Below are 16,408 nucleotides of genomic sequence, written 5' to 3' on the forward strand. Positions count from 1 at the left end.
CTGTTCCGTGACAGCGGGGCGCATTCTAGGCATCCCCCCCTGCCATGTCAACGGTTTTTTTATGAATTTTCTCTGTTTGCTATAAAAGTAAGCGCTTTGTCGATTCTCTCACCAACTTTCTCTTTTGAGAGCAGATTTAATGTCACGTCTAGCGAGGGAGAATTACCACTGCCTGTGGAAGCTACACGTAGCGGCATGCCTACCTTTCCCATACCAACTTCAAGTTCTTCTGCTGTGTCATTTATCGCAGCTTGAATACTCGCTGGCGTCCACTCTCCAAGTGCTAATAGCTTATCTTTCACCAGCTCTAATGGTCCTCTTGCCACTGGGCGAAGATGCTTTTTCGCGGCGTTGGCGTCAAATTCATCATAATCCTGATAAAAGTACGTCGAGATCTCCGCCAGCTCTTTGAGCGTCTTCACGCGGTCGGCTTGTATCGCAATAACCGATTCAAGAGAAGGACCCGCGGTTACATCCACATTCAACTGGTCAAAATGCCATTTTGCGTGAGCGGCAACGTCACTTGCTGGCATAGACTTAATGTAGTGCTGATTCAACCAAATAAGTTTCTCTGTGTTAAATGCGGAGGCAGACTGCCCTATTCCATCTAGGCTAAAGTGCTCAATCATTTCATCAAGAGTAAATACTTCTTGGTCGCCGTGTGACCAGCCTAACCTAACAAGGTAGTTCAATACCGCCTGTGGTAAAAAGCCATCATCGCGATACTGCATTACGCTCACTGCGCCATGACGCTTTGACAATTTCTTACCATCATCGCCAAGTATCATAGATACGTGAGCGTATTCAGGGATAGGTGCGCCCAGGGCGTGAAGAATATTAATCTGACGCGGAGTATTATTGATATGGTCTTCGCCGCGTACAACGTGAGTAATACCCATATCCCAATCATCTACAACAACACAGAAGTTATAAGTAGGCGTTCCATCAGTACGCTGAATGACAAGATCGTCAAGTTCACCATTACTGATTTCTATTGTGCCGCGCACATGGTCTTTTATCTCAACAGACCCATCTAGCGGATTTTTAAACCGGATAACGAACGGCTGCCCTTCAGGGTGGTCTGTTCTGTCGCGCCATGTTCCAGGATAGCGAGGTTTTTCACCTTTTTCTTTTTGTGCTTCGCGAATAGCATCAAGTTCTTCTGAACTCATGAAGCATTTGTACGCTTTACCTTCGTCTAGTAACTTTTGGATAAGCTCTTTGTATCGGTCAAAACGCTCTGTTTGATAAACCGGGCCTGTGTCCCAGGTTAAGCCAAGCCACTGCATGCCGTCTAAGATTGCTTGTTTAGCTTCTTCAGTAGAACGTTCAATATCTGTATCTTCTATGCGAAGTACAAACTCACCGCCTTTGCTTTTCGCATAAAGCCAAGAATACAGCGCTGTGCGTGCGCCCCCAACATGAAGATACCCCGTTGGGCTAGGTGCAAATCGTGTTACAACCGACATGAATACTCTCTATAGTTAATTTAGAACTTATATGACCTTATTCTACCAGCGTAAGTGTTACGACAAAAGCCGCTTCATTCACTCTGCAATATTTAATACTCAGGTAACATTCAACATACCGCTAAAACAATCATGGAAAGTATATGGGTGTACCGGACAGATGGGTGTACCGGACAGACACTCGAGGAGTTAAGCGGACAGACACTCGGAGTTAAGCGGACAGACACTCGTATTTGTAAAGCGAGCAAAATGGACAGACACTCACCTCAGTAGAGAATGTCATTTTATAGTTGTTTGCGTTGTCTCTCTATTTGAGGCTGATAGAAGGCTCAGGAAAAAATACGCGACAAAAAAACGGTGCGTTTTTCATCAATTTATATAAAAAGACAGCAAAATGTTTAATTTTCGCGCATACAGTAATTTTCTTTAATTTTATTGTTGACACTATCACGAGCAACTCTATAATACCGCCCCACTTGCCCAGGCAAGTAAACAAACAAGACGGACGCTTAGCTCAGTTGGGAGAGCATCGCCCTTACAAGGCGAGGGTCACTGGTTCAAGCCCAGTAGCGTCCACCACTCTTGCTTGTTGTTAGAATTGCGAAATACAGATGGACGCTTAGCTCAGTTGGGAGAGCATCGCCCTTACAAGGCGAGGGTCACTGGTTCAAGCCCAGTAGCGTCCACCAATCTTTTTTCGAATTCAGTTTTATCGGACGCTTAGCTCAGTTGGGAGAGCATCGCCCTTACAAGGCGAGGGTCACTGGTTCAAGCCCAGTAGCGTCCACCACTTTCTCTTTTATCCCAAAACTTTCATAAGACTCGATGGTTCAATAACTTCATTACGAGCCACAGCAGCGTCCACCATTTCCTTTTTTATTTTAAAATTTCATAAGACTAGACAGTTCAACAACTTCAAAACGATCTACAGCGATACTTCTCCAACCTTTAAATAAAATCACAAAGCAATCAAGCCTCCTCAATGGGTTACAGTCCAAAATGGGTGTGCTACATTTAATGTACAAAGTTTGCAAATAAAGGCGCTTATTAGCATGGCTGTAAAACAAGATGAAGAACTACATTGTAAAAGCATACCTACCAAAGTAAGAGCCGCGCTGTTTGCAGGCCTTGGAATTTGCCTCTTAAGCGGTTGTTCAAATGCTCAGCATCAGGCGAAAGTTGAGGAATTAAATACTGATTATTGCACTGAAGAAGTACAAAACAACTGTAGGTATATCGCAGCAGGTTTTTTAACGCCCGTGCAACCAAATAACGCTTTTGAAGAGCAGCTCAAGCCTATACACGAGCGGCAAGAAGTCATTGAACAAGAATTTGAAGTATCAAGGCGTAAGTGATTGATGGCTCAACATAAGTGGGCTTAGGCTAATTACGTGCCTCACTTGTACTGAAGATACCGGGCAATGTAGCGAGTGGGCTCCTTCAAGCAAACACAAAGACGTCTCTTACAGCTTACTAAAATGAAGGTTAAAAACTGTATCGCTTTACCCTTGATCCAACTACAAACATTGTGTCATCTCCACGGCATGACGTGCGCCTATTCACGGCTTCTTCCGTGCAATTGCCCTCACCATTTTTGAGACAATATTCAAATCGAGTTCTCATCAACAATGGCTCAGTAATTACGCCTTCGTCAAGGTTAGACCAGCCCCACTTAGGAATAACGTTCATCGCTTCCTGAGCAAAATGCTTCGCTGTCGCATCGATAATGGTCATTTTTTCTATTTCAAGGGATGGTGTGATCACATAATCAATTGTTGCACACCCCATTTCACCGGCTTTAGCCGCAGCAACCGGATAAAGCGGCGTAATCCTGTTAACAACATCTGACTTTTCTTCGCTTGCGACTTGCTTTGCACTGTTTTTAGTCGCTTTCTGAGGTGGGCCCAGCGTACTTTGACAGGCCGTCAAAGCCAAAACAACACAACCTACTGTTAAATAACGCATAATAACTTCCTTATTCTTTTGTCAATATCTTTGCTTATCGTTGCTTTTAAACTACTCACTGTTTCATCTAAAATTACAAAAGTAGCACCTAAGAATTTAATATAACATTAGTCAATCAACTTATTAAAGCAGTGAACTGGACAAGCTCTTTTTAGCTAAAACTGTTAGCAGACCATCATTTGATGACAAGCAACTGGGTTACTTCAAGACACTATCATCAATGCTAGAAGTGTACAGATACCATTCTCAGCTACCTATGTATGCTTATAGTGAGTTGTTTTCAAAACGCATGGGTTAAAGTACTCTGTTAAAAAGCTATCTTTCTGAAAGATATCTTATTTAAAGCTTCCTGTTTGAAAATAAAGTGCACAAAGGTCAATTTTCGAGCATCTATGCCGATAAAAAGCTATAGTGAGAATAATAGGGAAATCATTGTCGTTGCCCACTGTCTTTTATCGCTTATTGTAAAACGCTTTTTAATGGGTGTTTTTAAACTTAACTATGCGGCAGGAATATGAAATATAACTTAGCCAAAGACACTAAATTACTTATTGCTGAAGATCAGGTGTTGGCCAAAAGTCATCTACACTATGCCCTTGAGCAACTTGGGTTTAGTAATATGGACTATGTAGACCGTCCTTCCACCGCAATTGCGTCGTTGCAAGAGCGCGAATACGATGCAATTATTTGCTCTTACAACCTACGTTCTGATCAAGGTGGGTATTACCTCCTCGAGCAATTACAATCTCAAAACGCATTATCATTAACTAATGCTTTTATCTTTACAAGTGCAGATACCTCCGCAGAAGTCGTTCACGCCATTATCGAACTGCAGCCTGATGAGTTCATAGCGAAACCTTTTTCGGTCAATGAGTTGGATAGACGACTTTCTCGGGTTCTCTCCAGGAAAGCAGCATTAAAGAACGTGTATCGCTTTATGGACAAAGCCGACCACGAGAAAGCCCTCTATGAGGTAGAGCAGTTTCTACTTCAGCCAGAACACGCTGAACATTTCCCGCTGGCAATGAAGATTAAGGGCGACTTATTAATTCTCAACGAACGATTTAGTGATGCATTAGCGTTTTACGACGCAATTATAAACGTTCAAGACTTTAGCTGGGCGAAGTTAGGTATTGCCAACTGCCTTTTAGCACTTAAAGAATTTGATGACGCCGAAAGAGAAATTTTACAACTGGCAATGCGTCCCGACTCTGAACTAGCGGCTTACGATTTACTCGCGAAATTAAAAATTCAGTTCGATGCCTTTGATGACGCCTTAGAGTGTACCAACCTCGCTTGCCATATTTCGCCAAGAAAAGTGTCTCGCCACCAGCAGGCCATCAATTTAGCCCGCATAACACATAACTATGAAAACCAATTTTCTAGTGCTAAACAGCTTGTGCGCTATGCCCGTGACTCCATACATGACACACCAGACATTTATCTAAACGCCGCCAGGGCCGGTGTCGACTTTGCGATGACTTCTGCACCTGAAGATATGAATAGAATTGTAAAGCAGTCTACAAGCTATTTGCAGCAGCTAAAACAGGCACACCCTAATGCCTCACTTAAAGACGAGTTATATGTTTTAGATGCACGGTTACATTATTTAAAAGATGATGTGGCCAAAGCACAATCGCTCTTATCAGACTTTCATATCGACCAAGCACAGCATCATTCTACAGAAGCTCTTTTAGATAGAGCAAAAGCACTTCATGAAGTGGGGCTTAAAGACGATTCACTGAAGATATTTGAAGCCCTCTCCCATCGTTTGAAAAAACATGAAGGAAGCGATGACTTGATGAGTCGCTACATTACACAAGAGCAGGAAGAGAAAGCGGCTATTTCGTTAAGTCCTAAAGCACTGAATAACTCTGCTGTGGCTGAGTATAAAAGAGGTAACCTTGAGCAGTCTTACTCAACATTTTCTCAAGCATTCAGAGTCATGCCTAAAAACCCTTCTATTGCCTTGAACTACTTGCAAGCCATTGTACGTGCAAGAAAGTCTCGTGAGGCATTACCGGCTGACACGCGACAGGCCATCAAGTCTTGTCGGGAAACCTTGGAATCTGCGCAGCTTTCTAAAGAACAATTATCCCGCTACGAAACCGTTAAAAGCATCTTAACGAATAACGGAAAGTAATTAGCAGTATCGCTTACTATCTTCACGTAGCCTTGTGTACAGAATTCAAAGCTTAAATGAATATTAGCTCCGTAAAAAGGTAGCTCGGTAGCAAAGAAGCAGAGTAGAATAACGACTCGACAGTCTCAAGTCTGTGCAAGACACCATCGAGCATTTAGTTAGGTTTTTTTAGCCATTTTCTCAACGTAGAAATGACAACGGTATGCTCGATAGGTTTTGTCAGAAAGTCATCCATTCCGGCTTGTAGGCACATTTCTTTATCGCTTTTCATCGCATTTGCAGTCATTGCAATGATAGGGACCTCCCGGTATTGCCTGCCTCCAACGCCTCTTCTTATCTGTCGAGTCGCTTCAAACCCGTCCATTTCCGGCATTTGACAGTCCATGACGATAAGGGAATACACGCTATCTTCGCCACACTGTTGTAAAAGCTCAAGGGCCTCTTTACCATTACTGGCCACGTCTACCTGAAAACCTTCGCTTTCCATCACGCTCGTAGCAACCATCTGATTTATCGTATTGTCTTCAACCAATAAAACCCGAGTACTACTCAAGGAAGACTGCGACGGCTCTTGCTTATTTTCAAACGTATCAATGTCAAAAGTATTAATGTCAAAAGTATCGGTTTCAAAAGCGTCTGTTTTAAAAGTGCTCTTTTCAACACCGTCTGCTTCAACAGCAAGCGTGCCCCTCTCTGAGGTTTGGGTGCTTTCGCATTTAGGGTTATGAGAGTCATCAATTGATGAGCTATCTTCTAACACGCTCTTAAAGTCATTGGTCGATAAAGGCTTGGGGAAGCTAGCAAAAACGCCTAACGCATGATTTTGTTCAGCGCTACTAATATCTTTTAGCGAGGTCATTGTTACAACGCGAATATCACGAAAACGCTCATCATCTCGCAATGTAGTGCAGAACGTATCAAAAGGCATATCAGGTATGTCTTTATCAATAAATATTGTAGTAATTGGCTTTACACTATTAACAGTATTTTCGTATTGTTCAAGGGCACTTCTAGCTGAATTGGCCACTGATGTAGTGATACCCCATACCGTGAATTGTCTTTCAAGGGCTTTTCTATTGGCCCTGTTATCGTCTACAACAAGGCAGTGAAGATTAGTGCTGGTTTTACGTGCCGATATAGGCTGAGCGTCGTTTACTTTATTTACTTCACAAGTCACTACAAAGCAACTCCCCTCACCTAGCTCACTGGTTACCGTAATTTCACCACCTAATAATTCACACAACTTTTTAGTGATAGTTAACCCAAGTCCAGTACCACCATAACGACGTGTGGTAGACGCATCAACCTGGGTAAATGCATCAAAAAGACTTGCTAACTTGCGTTTCTCTATGCCAATACCCGTATCGCTTATTGCACAGCGCATAACTAACTTCCCTTCCTCTTTTGCAGGAAGAAGCTCTGCCACAATGCTTAACTCACCTTGCTCCGTAAACTTAACCGCATTACTCAGTAAGTTAGTGAAAATTTGTTTTATACGGTTTGGGTCTGAATTAACTTTTGAGATGGTCACTTGGGCCAGATCGACAACAACTTCTAGCCCTTTTTCTTGCGCTGTGTGAGCTATTGAATAAGCAAGTTCTTCAATTAAGCCGCGTAAATCAAAGTCCACCGATTCGATTTCAAGCTTGTCAGCTTCAATCTTAGAAAAGTCTAAAATATCGTTAATCAGTACCAACAAAGACTTAGCACTTGAATTCGCAATATTCACCCGGTGTGCCTGCTGCGTATTTAAACCGCTGTTTTTAAGTAGCCCCAGCATGCCTATTACACCGTTAATTGGCGTTCTGATTTCATGGCTCATATTGGCAAGGAATTCAGATTTAAGCTTCGTTGCCTCTTCTGCTTCTTTTAATGCCGCTTTAAGTTGGTGTGCTTGCCCCTCCAACGAAGCAGTTTTCTCAGAAACCTGTTGCTCTAACGCCTGCACAAAACGCTTCTGCTTAATAATTTCGCTTTGGTGCAACCTAGTACGTAAATAAATAACTAACAACACTAAGCCCACTAATAGCAAGCAATAAAACGCATAAGCCCACCATGTTTTCCATGGCACTTTCTCTACATGTAAATTAACCGCGAGCTGTTCCTCACTCCACTGACCGTTTGGCTTTAAGGCTTTTACTCTAAGCGTATAGTCGCCCCCATTTAAATTTGTAAATGACACATTGTTGTAGCTGCCAATATCTATCCATTGTTCATCGTAACCTTCAAGCTTATAAGCAAAATGAGGTTTTGTTTGTGATGAATAATCGAGCAGTGCAAATTCAAAAGAGAAAAAATAATCTTCGTATGACAGATAAACGTCAGTGAGATAGGAAAGCGGGGTATTCGTATCTGCCTTCTCACCCATAATATTAAACCCGGTTAAGACAATGGCCGCATCGAGTAACTGCTGCTGTTCTTCTTCATCAGAAAAATACTCGATACCCCGTTGACTGCTTGTAAACAAGGTTCCGTGAGCAGAATTGACTAAACTGTTGGCGTAATAATTTTTCCCTGTAGGGGTTGTGCTGCGAGTATAGTTACTGGCGCTTTGCTCAGTGGGATCGTATAAAAAGATGCCCTTATTAGTGGTAAGCCAAAGTTTGCCATTATCCCCGTTTGCCATGGCGCGAATGAGGGTTGCAGGCAACCCTTCTTGCTCACTAAACTGTTTAAAGCTTTGCGTGTCAGGTAGGTAACGATTTAATCCCTTTTGGGTTGCAACCCATATATCGCCATTGGCGCTTTGATGAATATCTTCCACAATACTGCCAAGCAAAGTTTCGTCTTGCTTGGCCGTGCTGAATGCGTCGAAATGCTTGCCGCCTTTCTGCCATCGACTTACACCTTTGCCAGTTCCCACCCACATGTTGCCATTGCGCTCTTTGAAGATAGTGTGGATTTCAGGGTGAGGAAGACCGTCTCGTTGAGTTAAGTGCTTAAATGTTTTATTTCGAACGTTATAAACGTAAACACCGTTTTTATAAGTACCTATCCATAAGTTTCCCTCATCGTCTACCTCAAGCGCTCTAAACTCGCGAAAGTGTCGATATTCGCTATCTTCTTTTGGATATTCAATTCGCTGTATCTCACCAGTCTTTCTATTGAATTTTGCTAAGTAGTCATCTTGGGCAACCCAAAGCATGTCGGCACCTACGAGGCCTTTAATAGGGTCTGCGTCAGGTGCATCTAAAGGGGCTGTGACTGGGAGAATGATGGGGCGCTCGAGCACGCCGCTTTGCGCGTAGTCATCAAAGCCAGCGAACACTGACTCTGACACCTGCTCGAGCTGCTGCTCGCTCACCTGCCATTTAAAAATTTCTGCATTCGCATTTACTATGAGCACATCGCCATTTTCATCAAGCTCAATACCGTTTGGCGCAACCAACGACTCGCTGTTGATCAGTTTCACATTTCGACGGGGCGACAGCTTAAAAATGCCGTGCACTTCGCTCGTTACCCATTTTGTGTGACTTTTATCTTCAAAGATTATCCTCAGGCCGTTGTCATAGCCAAAATCCATTTTTTCTACCGTATTTTTGCTACCCGTATGGCGATACAACCCATTGGTTGAAACAAACCACACATCGCCCTGATGATCTTCAATCATCGAGTTTACCTGCCCCAAGGATCTCCCATCTTTTGTAAGCTGCGCAGTAAAGCGACCTGTTTGAGGTGAAAACAGAAAAGGGCCTTCCTGGGTAGCAACATAAAATTGTCCAGAACTTGTCATTAGCAAACTTCGGATTTCATTTGCTCCTGTGGCAGTTTTATTGTCTACATCGGGGAAATAATGTGTGGCAGTAAGCGTGGTTTTATTGAGTAAATTCAAGCCATAGCTTGTTGCTATCCAAAGGGATTCTTCATCGCTATCGATGATGTCCCAAATACGATTATGCGATAAGCCGGTGCTCTCTCCCTCTTCCTCTCCCTCTTCTTTTTTTAGAATCCGCTGAAACGCATTATCACCAAGATATTTATTAAGCCCTCTGTTATAAGTTCCTAGCCAGATAGTGCCGGTGCTGTCATGAAACAGAGACTGAATGCGATTTGAAGAAAGCGACGTTACATTGTTAGGGTCATTGCTAAATCGTTGAAATTTTCCTGTTGCTGGGTCGTATTTATTTGCACCTCCTCCCCACGTACCTACCCAGATATTGCCATCCTTATCGAGCATAAGGTTACCGGCATCATTGTGTGATAGGCCTTGTGCTTCCCCTAGGTTTGACTCAAACAGTCTGACTTTATTTCCGTCATAGCGCATTACGCCATTTTCGGCTGTGCCAAACCACAAAAAGCCCTGCTGGTCTTGAATGATTGAGTAAATTTCGGAGGATACGAAACCGTCATTGGCCGTGAGTTGATCAACGGTGTATTCATTGATTAGCTCATCCGAGCCTGATGAGTGCCCCTTAGACACACAAAGAAAAAACACCAATATTGCTGTAAAAGCCCGCAAAAAAAAAGCTTGATGGGTCGTCATTTTTCGCAAATGTACGCTCTCTTAATCTGGCATGCGAGCTGAATTCTAATGCTAAAAAGATACTCTATTTTGCTCCCAGTTTCCATGCTACCAAAGGTGAATTTCCTTTCGTACACACAATGCAAATGACATGAGCCGTTGTAACAAGCAGCAATAGGGCGTATTGATCTTTACTAGGTGGTATATACCAATACCAATTCTTGAAAGACGCTGTCTTTATACTCAAGCTCGTGGCTGTAGGACATTCCTAGCTTTTTCATGATATTAATAGAGGCAGTGTTGTCTGGATTGGCGATTGCAGAAAACTTATCGATACCGAGGTCATATAAATTTTCCTTTATGGCATTTGCCGCTTCTGTGGCGTATCCCTTACCCCAGCTACTTCGTTTAAAACGCCAGCCTAATTCTATATTGTCGCTTTCAGGCGCGTTAGTGAAGAAACCGAAAGGCCTTACTAAAATCCAGCCGATGCTTTCCTTGTTATCTTGCCTTTCTACCCGCCACAATCCCCAACCAAAAGCAGGGTTAGAATACGCTTGAAATCGAGGAACAAAGATATTTTGAATGTCATCTTTAGAAGATTTTTTACCACCGTTGATAAACTTCATAACCAGTTCATCTTGGTCTAATTCCCACAGAAAATCAGCATCTGCTTCGGTTATGTAGTGGTAGGAAAGACGTGCACTATCCCTGATTTGCATATACATCCTTTTCTCTTATTATTTTTTTGAATATATCTTATTTTTGTCATTATCCAAATAAATTTTTATGCACAATGAGGATTGTTTTCTTTTTAACCGCGCTAGGTTGATCCATCGCAATTATCCCCCACCTTTCGAGCAAAAACTCACTAAATAAATCTATCCACCCAACATAGCTAAGTGTTTAGTGGCACCGGTTTTCCCTTCATGCAAATAATGAGTTGCATGTTTTGTTCCTAAAGCATGTTTCAGAAATGTCACTACCTCCTGCACATCTCCTTTAGCCAGTAGGTCGCGCATATCAATACCGTTTTCACTGAATAAACAAAGGTGAAGTTTACCGGGAGCAGATACACGCAGTCTGTTACACGTTTTACAAAAATCCTTGCTGTAAGGCATGATGAGCCCTATTTTGCCCGCGTAGTCGGGGTGATAAAACTCTTGTGCAGGGCCCGCGTCTTTTCTCGGAACAATTGGCTGCCAGCCCATATTTTCTAGGGTTGTTTTTAAAGGTGAGCCACTTTGGTGCTGTTTACTGAAAAATTGAGAAAGATCCCCTGTTTCCATTAGCTCAATAAAGCGAAGAGTAACTGGCATATCTTTAAGCCATGATAAGAAACGCTGTAGCCGACTGTCTGAAAAATCATTCAATAATACTGAATTTACTTTTACCTCTAGTTTGGCGCTGACCGCGGCATCTAACCCTCTCAATACCGACTTCAATTTGTCTTGCCCAGTAATAGCAGCAAACTGCCTGGGGTCGAGGCTGTCTATGCTTACGTTAACCTGATCAAGGCCCGCTTGTTTCCACTGAGATGCGTATTTTTCCATACGCGCGCCATGGGTTGTCATCGCGACTCTTTCTATGCCTGGCGTATTGGCGGTGAGTTGAAGAATATCAATAAAGTCACGCCTTAAGGTGGGCTCTCCGCCAGTGAGGCGTACCTTTGAAGTGCCCAAGCTAGCGAAAGCTTGCAATAAAGTGTCAATTTCAGATAGTGACATAAACTGATCGCTCGAAGGGCCATCATAGCCATCGGGCAAGCAATACTGACAACGGAAGTTACATGCTTCGGTTACCGATAAACGTAAATAATGAAACTGTCTTCCGAAACTATCTTCTAGCAAACTAACTCCTAATGCTTTTATTGCATCTTTACCAACAACCTACTCTGGTAAGATACAACGATGAAAAAACTTACACCTACGTGTATTGCTATATCTTATTCGCCAATTGGCTTCTTATATACTCTACACTGCCGTTACTTTACACTACCAACAGCGTATATAAATAGTGAAGCGCTTTTCTTTACATTAAATGAGACCGACATAATCTTAGAATCATTTCATCTCGTACTGTTAAGCTACGTATTATTAAGTCACTAAAGCGCCTTTGTAACATGTGTTTTGATGTTATTGGCTTACATAGAAGCAAATTTGGACGTTACTGCAGTATAAAATGAGAAAAAATCGCTTACCTATTAATGATGATGAGCCCGTAAAATGGCAAGTGTTGTCCCAGCTCGTTCCCTATCTTTTTGAATTTAAACAACGCGTCGGACTGGCTATTCTATGCTTAGTGGCTGCAAAGCTTGCCAGCATCGGGCTTCCTTACGTATTGAAGTACACTGTAGACAGTCTCAATGGCGATCTTGCCACCCTTGCCATGGCCGTTCCCATCAGCTTGATTGTGGCCTATGGGGTACTTAGGCTGCTCAATGTACTGCTGGGGGAAGTGCGCGATACCTTATTTGGTAGAGTCACTGAACGCGCGATGAGACGCGTGGGCCTCAAAGTATTTAAACACCTTCATAATTTAGATTTGGGTTTTCATTTAAATCGCAGAACAGGTGGCCTGTCTCGGGATATAGAGAGGGGTACAAACGGCATTAGTTTCTTAATGCGTTTTATGGTGTTCAACATAGTGCCAACGCTGTTAGAAATAAGCCTTGTCGTAGGCCTTCTTCTGTTTCAATTCGGTATCTCTTTTGCTCTGATTATCGTTATGAGTGTAGTGATTTACGTGGGCTTTTCCATGAAAGCTACCGATTGGCGAACCCAGTTTGTGAAACAAATGAACGAAGCCGATTCCACCACAAATTCGCGGGCGGTAGATAGTCTACTGAACTTTGAAACCGTGAAATACTTTAATAATGAGCGTTTCGAAGCCAATCGCTACGATGAAGATTTAGCAGCGTGGGAAGTAGCCCGTCGACGAAATAGACTATCCCTTTTTACCCTTAATGCTGGGCAAGCGAGTATTATCGCCGTTGCCATGACCGCAATGATGGCCAATGCGGCGCTAGGCGTATTAAACGAGGAAATGACCATTGGTGATTTTGTCCTGATTAACGCGTTCACCATGCAAATTTTTATGCCCCTTAACTTCCTTGGCTTTGTGTATAGAGAGATTCGGGGCAGCCTTGCCAATATTGACAAGCTATTTAATTTACTCGCGCAAGTACCTAAAATTAAAGATACTGAGAATGCAGAGACATTAAAGACAACAAACCCTACCGTCAGCTTCAAAGACGTGCATTTTTCTTACGGCGAAAAACGCAAAATACTCAGCGGCATCACCTTTACTGTGCCTGCCGGTAAAAAGATTGCAGTGGTTGGTGCAAGTGGTGCCGGTAAGTCGACTATTATGAAATTACTGTTTCGCTTTTATGAGCCAAATGAAGGCAAAATATTCATAGACGGCAAAGACATTAAGCAGCTCTCACAGGATAGTCTTCGAGCTCACATTGGCATAGTGCCCCAAGACACTGTGCTTTTTAATACTTCGTTAAAAGAGAATATTCGTTACGGCAACCCCAAAGCCACTGATGACGAAATTAGCCAGGTTATTAAACTTGCCCACCTTGAAGCCTTTATCGAGAAGTTGCCAGAGGGACTCGAGACAACCGTTGGCGAGAGAGGTTTAAAGCTCTCTGGTGGCGAGAAACAGCGCGTGGCCATTGCTAGAGCCCTGCTGAAAGGTGCGTCTATTATGATTTTCGATGAAGCGACAAGTTCATTAGACAGTGCCTCTGAAAAGGCTATTCTCTCAGCTTTGCGCGATGCCGCTAAAGGCCATACTAGCCTTGTTATTGCCCATCGATTATCCACTATTATTGACGCCGATGAGATATTAGTGGTTAACGAGGGAGCCATTGTGGAGCAAGGCACACACGATGACCTGCTCGCAAAAGACGGCGAATATGCCTCATTGTGGCAAACGCAACAGCGTAACAAACTCGAGCCTTAACAACTGGATTTGAAATTAACATATGGACCCGGAAAGCATAAAAGAAGCAATAAACCAAACTATGCCATTCGGTAAATACGCGGGAAGACGATTGTTTCATCTTCCCGAAACGTACCTAGTTTGGTTTCACAAGCAAGGGTTTCCTAGCGGTAAATTGGGACAGCAACTTGCACTGATGTATGAAATTAAATTGAATGGCCTAGAATCTGTTGTCGAGCCTCTTCTTTATGATGATTAAGGCATTTAGACACAGCGTTTATATAAGGCTTACATCCAAAGAGCCGATATTAAGTATTATAAATAAACAAGCCCTACGAACAAACAAGCCCTTTGAATAAACAAGTACTATGAATAAACAAGCACTATGTCCGTAAGACCCCGTAAGCAAAGGCGAGGTGAAGTTAACGCCCGCATTCTAAAAATACATGAGGCCATGGCAACAAAGGTACTCAATGACCCTGACTTACTTGATGGCGTGCGCGAAACCTTAGAGCAGCGCTACAACAATAGGCTCATGCGTTACGGCAGCTATATGCTGTGGAGCAGTATTTTAGAAACCGTCAATAACCCTGAGCTATTTAAGTCTTTACTGCTTGCTGATGACGAGCGTACGGCGAACCTAAGAAGAGAAACCATATTTACAGGCGTGTTAAGCGAGGAAGAACGCCAGCATGTGCTGACAAGCGAATAGCATGGCGCTTATACCAGCCAGCATAGATAGTAACCCACTCAGCGAGACTTAAAATATTCGTAATCGCGGCGTGTTACCGCAGGTGCGATGGCTCTCTATCAAGATGACACAACAAAGAATACGGACATTTTAAACTCGGCCTTCGGGAGGGTCTGGCAAGCGATACAAGAAAGTAAAACTCATAAAAAAGCGCTCGCATTACATTTGAATGTAAATATGAGCGCCTTTTTTGATTTGCGGCATAGCTTTTATGACAAGCTGAAACTTTATAAACTTTGGCTTTATAAACCTTGATTTACACGTCGAGACTTAAGCGTTGCGCAAATGATCAGCCACTAAAAACGCCATTTCCAATACCTGATCCGCATTTAAGCGAGGGTCGCATTGGGTTTTATAAGCTTGGGCTAAGTCTTCGTCACTTATCTCGTAAGCGCCGCCCGTACACTCAGTTACGTGCTGACCCGTCATTTCTAAATGAATACCACCAGCATGAGTGCCTTCTGCTTCATGGGCTTGGAAAAACTGCTTAATTTCGCGCAATATGGCGTCGAAATTACGAGTCTTGTAGCCAGAAGACGCAGAGAACGTATTGCCGTGCATAGGGTCTGAACTCCATACAACATGACGACCTTCATTTTTCACTCTGCGCAGTAAGCGCGGAAGGTTATCGGCAAGGTTGTCAGCACCCATTCGCGTTATCAGTGTTAAACGACCCGGATCGTTTAGCGGGTTTAATGTATCGATGAGACGAATTAGTTCGTCTTCTTCCATACTTGGCCCTACTTTTACCCCAATAGGATTGTGAATTCCGCGGAAAAATTCAATGTGCGCATGGTCAAGCTGACGCGTTCTTTCACCTATCCATACCATGTGCGCCGAGCAATCGTAAGGCTTTCCAGTTAGCGTGTCAGTGCGAGTTAGCGCTTGCTCGTAATTCAATAGCAGGGCTTCGTGAGATGTAAACAGCGATGTCTCGTGCAGCGTAGAACTCGAATTAGCATTAATACCAATAACATCCATAAATTCCAATGAATCTTGAATGCGCGTGGCCATATCAGAATAACGTTCTTTTAGCGGACTATTTTCCACAAACGCCATGTTCCAACGATTCACTTCGTGAAGGTCTGCTAGCCCACCTTGCGCGAAGGCGCGTAATAAATTCAACGTAGAAGAACTGCGATGATACGCCTCTAGCAAACGGTTAGGGTCTGGACGACGCGCCGCCTCGGTAAACTCAAAATTGTTGATAATGTCACCGCGATAGCTTGGCAGTGTAACGCCATTTCGCGTTTCAAAATTTGAAGAGCGAGGCTTGGCGTACTGGCCAGCCATGCGAGCAACTTTGGTTACTGGGCAACGTCCCGCAAATGTGAGCACTATCGCCATTTGCAAAAGCACTTTAAACGTATCGCGAATTTTAGGTGCGTTGAATTCGTCAAACGACTCCGCGCAATCCCCGCCCTGCAATAAAAACCCTTTTCCTAGGCTCACTTCGCCAAGCTGACGACGAAGCTCTCTGGCCTCAGCAGCGAACACTAATGGAGGATAAGTACTAAGGGTCTGTTCAACATTGCTTAATAAGGCACTGTCTTCATATTCTGGCTGCTGCAGAATAGGTTTCTGCCTCCAGCTATCTACTTTCCATTCACTCACCGGTACTCTCCTGAAAATATATCATCGTAAAGCTATGCATATAGGGGCATGCT

11 protein-coding genes and 3 tRNA genes are annotated in these 16,408 nt (G+C 43.3%); 8 read left to right on the plus strand and 6 right to left on the minus strand.

Annotated elements, in window-relative coordinates:
- Positions 1-59: 59 nt before the first annotated feature.
- Entirely contained in the window at positions 60-1,469 is a 1,410-nt protein-coding gene (gene gltX, locus GTQ48_RS06220; protein ID WP_163105658.1) for a glutamate--tRNA ligase, read from the minus strand.
- 503 nt (positions 1,470-1,972) lie between these two features.
- Between gltX and GTQ48_RS06225 the strand changes: the two genes are divergently transcribed.
- The 4 genes from GTQ48_RS06225 to GTQ48_RS06240 all read left to right on the plus strand — a co-directional run bounded on the left by GTQ48_RS06225 (position 1,973) and on the right by GTQ48_RS06240 (position 2,824).
- Positions 1,973-2,048 (plus strand) — tRNA-Val (locus GTQ48_RS06225).
- 34 nt (positions 2,049-2,082) lie between these two features.
- A tRNA-Val gene (locus GTQ48_RS06230) sits at positions 2,083-2,158 on the plus strand.
- A 25-nt stretch (positions 2,159-2,183) separates the two neighbouring features.
- A tRNA-Val gene (locus GTQ48_RS06235) sits at positions 2,184-2,259 on the plus strand.
- 262 nt (positions 2,260-2,521) lie between these two features.
- Positions 2,522-2,824, plus strand: a complete 303-nt coding sequence (locus tag GTQ48_RS06240) for a hypothetical protein (RefSeq protein WP_163105659.1) — start codon at positions 2,522-2,524, stop codon at positions 2,822-2,824.
- A 130-nt stretch (positions 2,825-2,954) separates the two neighbouring features.
- Here the strand turns inward: GTQ48_RS06240 and GTQ48_RS06245 are convergent, their stop codons facing one another.
- Entirely contained in the window at positions 2,955-3,434 is a 480-nt protein-coding gene (locus GTQ48_RS06245) for an energy transducer TonB (RefSeq protein ID WP_163105660.1), read from the minus strand.
- A gap of 514 nt (positions 3,435-3,948) precedes the next feature.
- On the opposite strand from GTQ48_RS06245, the gene GTQ48_RS06250 reads away from it, so the two are divergent.
- On the plus strand, positions 3,949-5,577 hold the full coding sequence (locus tag GTQ48_RS06250) for a response regulator (protein ID WP_163105661.1): 1,629 nt from the start codon (positions 3,949-3,951) through the stop codon (positions 5,575-5,577).
- A gap of 154 nt (positions 5,578-5,731) precedes the next feature.
- Here the strand turns inward: GTQ48_RS06250 and GTQ48_RS06255 are convergent, their stop codons facing one another.
- The 3 genes from GTQ48_RS06255 to moaA all read right to left on the minus strand — a co-directional run bounded on the left by GTQ48_RS06255 (position 5,732) and on the right by moaA (position 11,889).
- The gene (locus GTQ48_RS06255; protein ID WP_163105748.1) at positions 5,732-9,961 is read right to left on the minus strand and encodes a response regulator; all 4,230 of its coding nucleotides are present in this window, start codon (positions 9,959-9,961) and stop codon (positions 5,732-5,734) included.
- Between the two features lie 272 nt (positions 9,962-10,233).
- Complete coding sequence (locus tag GTQ48_RS06260) at positions 10,234-10,761, minus strand: GNAT family N-acetyltransferase (protein WP_163105662.1); 528 nt, start codon at positions 10,759-10,761, stop codon at positions 10,234-10,236.
- Between the two features lie 159 nt (positions 10,762-10,920).
- On the minus strand, positions 10,921-11,889 hold the full coding sequence (moaA, locus tag GTQ48_RS06265) for a GTP 3',8-cyclase MoaA (protein WP_163105663.1): 969 nt from the start codon (positions 11,887-11,889) through the stop codon (positions 10,921-10,923).
- A gap of 331 nt (positions 11,890-12,220) precedes the next feature.
- Here moaA and GTQ48_RS06270 point away from each other — a divergent pair, with 331 nt between their 5' ends.
- From GTQ48_RS06270 to GTQ48_RS06280, 3 genes are all read left to right on the plus strand, one after another.
- Positions 12,221-14,011 carry an ABCB family ABC transporter ATP-binding protein/permease gene (locus GTQ48_RS06270; protein ID WP_163105664.1) on the plus strand — a complete coding sequence of 597 codons (1,791 nt, stop codon included), beginning with the start codon at positions 12,221-12,223 and terminating at the stop codon, positions 14,009-14,011.
- Between the two features lie 22 nt (positions 14,012-14,033).
- Positions 14,034-14,249, plus strand: coding sequence for a DUF3820 family protein (locus GTQ48_RS06275; protein ID WP_163105665.1), 216 nt, complete (start codon positions 14,034-14,036; stop codon positions 14,247-14,249).
- 126 nt (positions 14,250-14,375) lie between these two features.
- Positions 14,376-14,702: a hypothetical protein gene (locus GTQ48_RS06280; RefSeq protein ID WP_163105666.1), complete on the plus strand. Its 327-nt coding sequence runs from the start codon at positions 14,376-14,378 to the stop codon at positions 14,700-14,702.
- A 309-nt stretch (positions 14,703-15,011) separates the two neighbouring features.
- Here the strand turns inward: GTQ48_RS06280 and GTQ48_RS06285 are convergent, their stop codons facing one another.
- Entirely contained in the window at positions 15,012-16,355 is a 1,344-nt protein-coding gene (locus tag GTQ48_RS06285) for a class II 3-deoxy-7-phosphoheptulonate synthase (protein WP_163105667.1), read from the minus strand.
- Positions 16,356-16,408: the final 53 nt, after the last annotated feature.

Source organism: Alteromonas genovensis, assembly GCF_010500895.1.
Lineage (GTDB): Bacteria > Pseudomonadota > Gammaproteobacteria > Enterobacterales > Alteromonadaceae > Alteromonas > Alteromonas genovensis.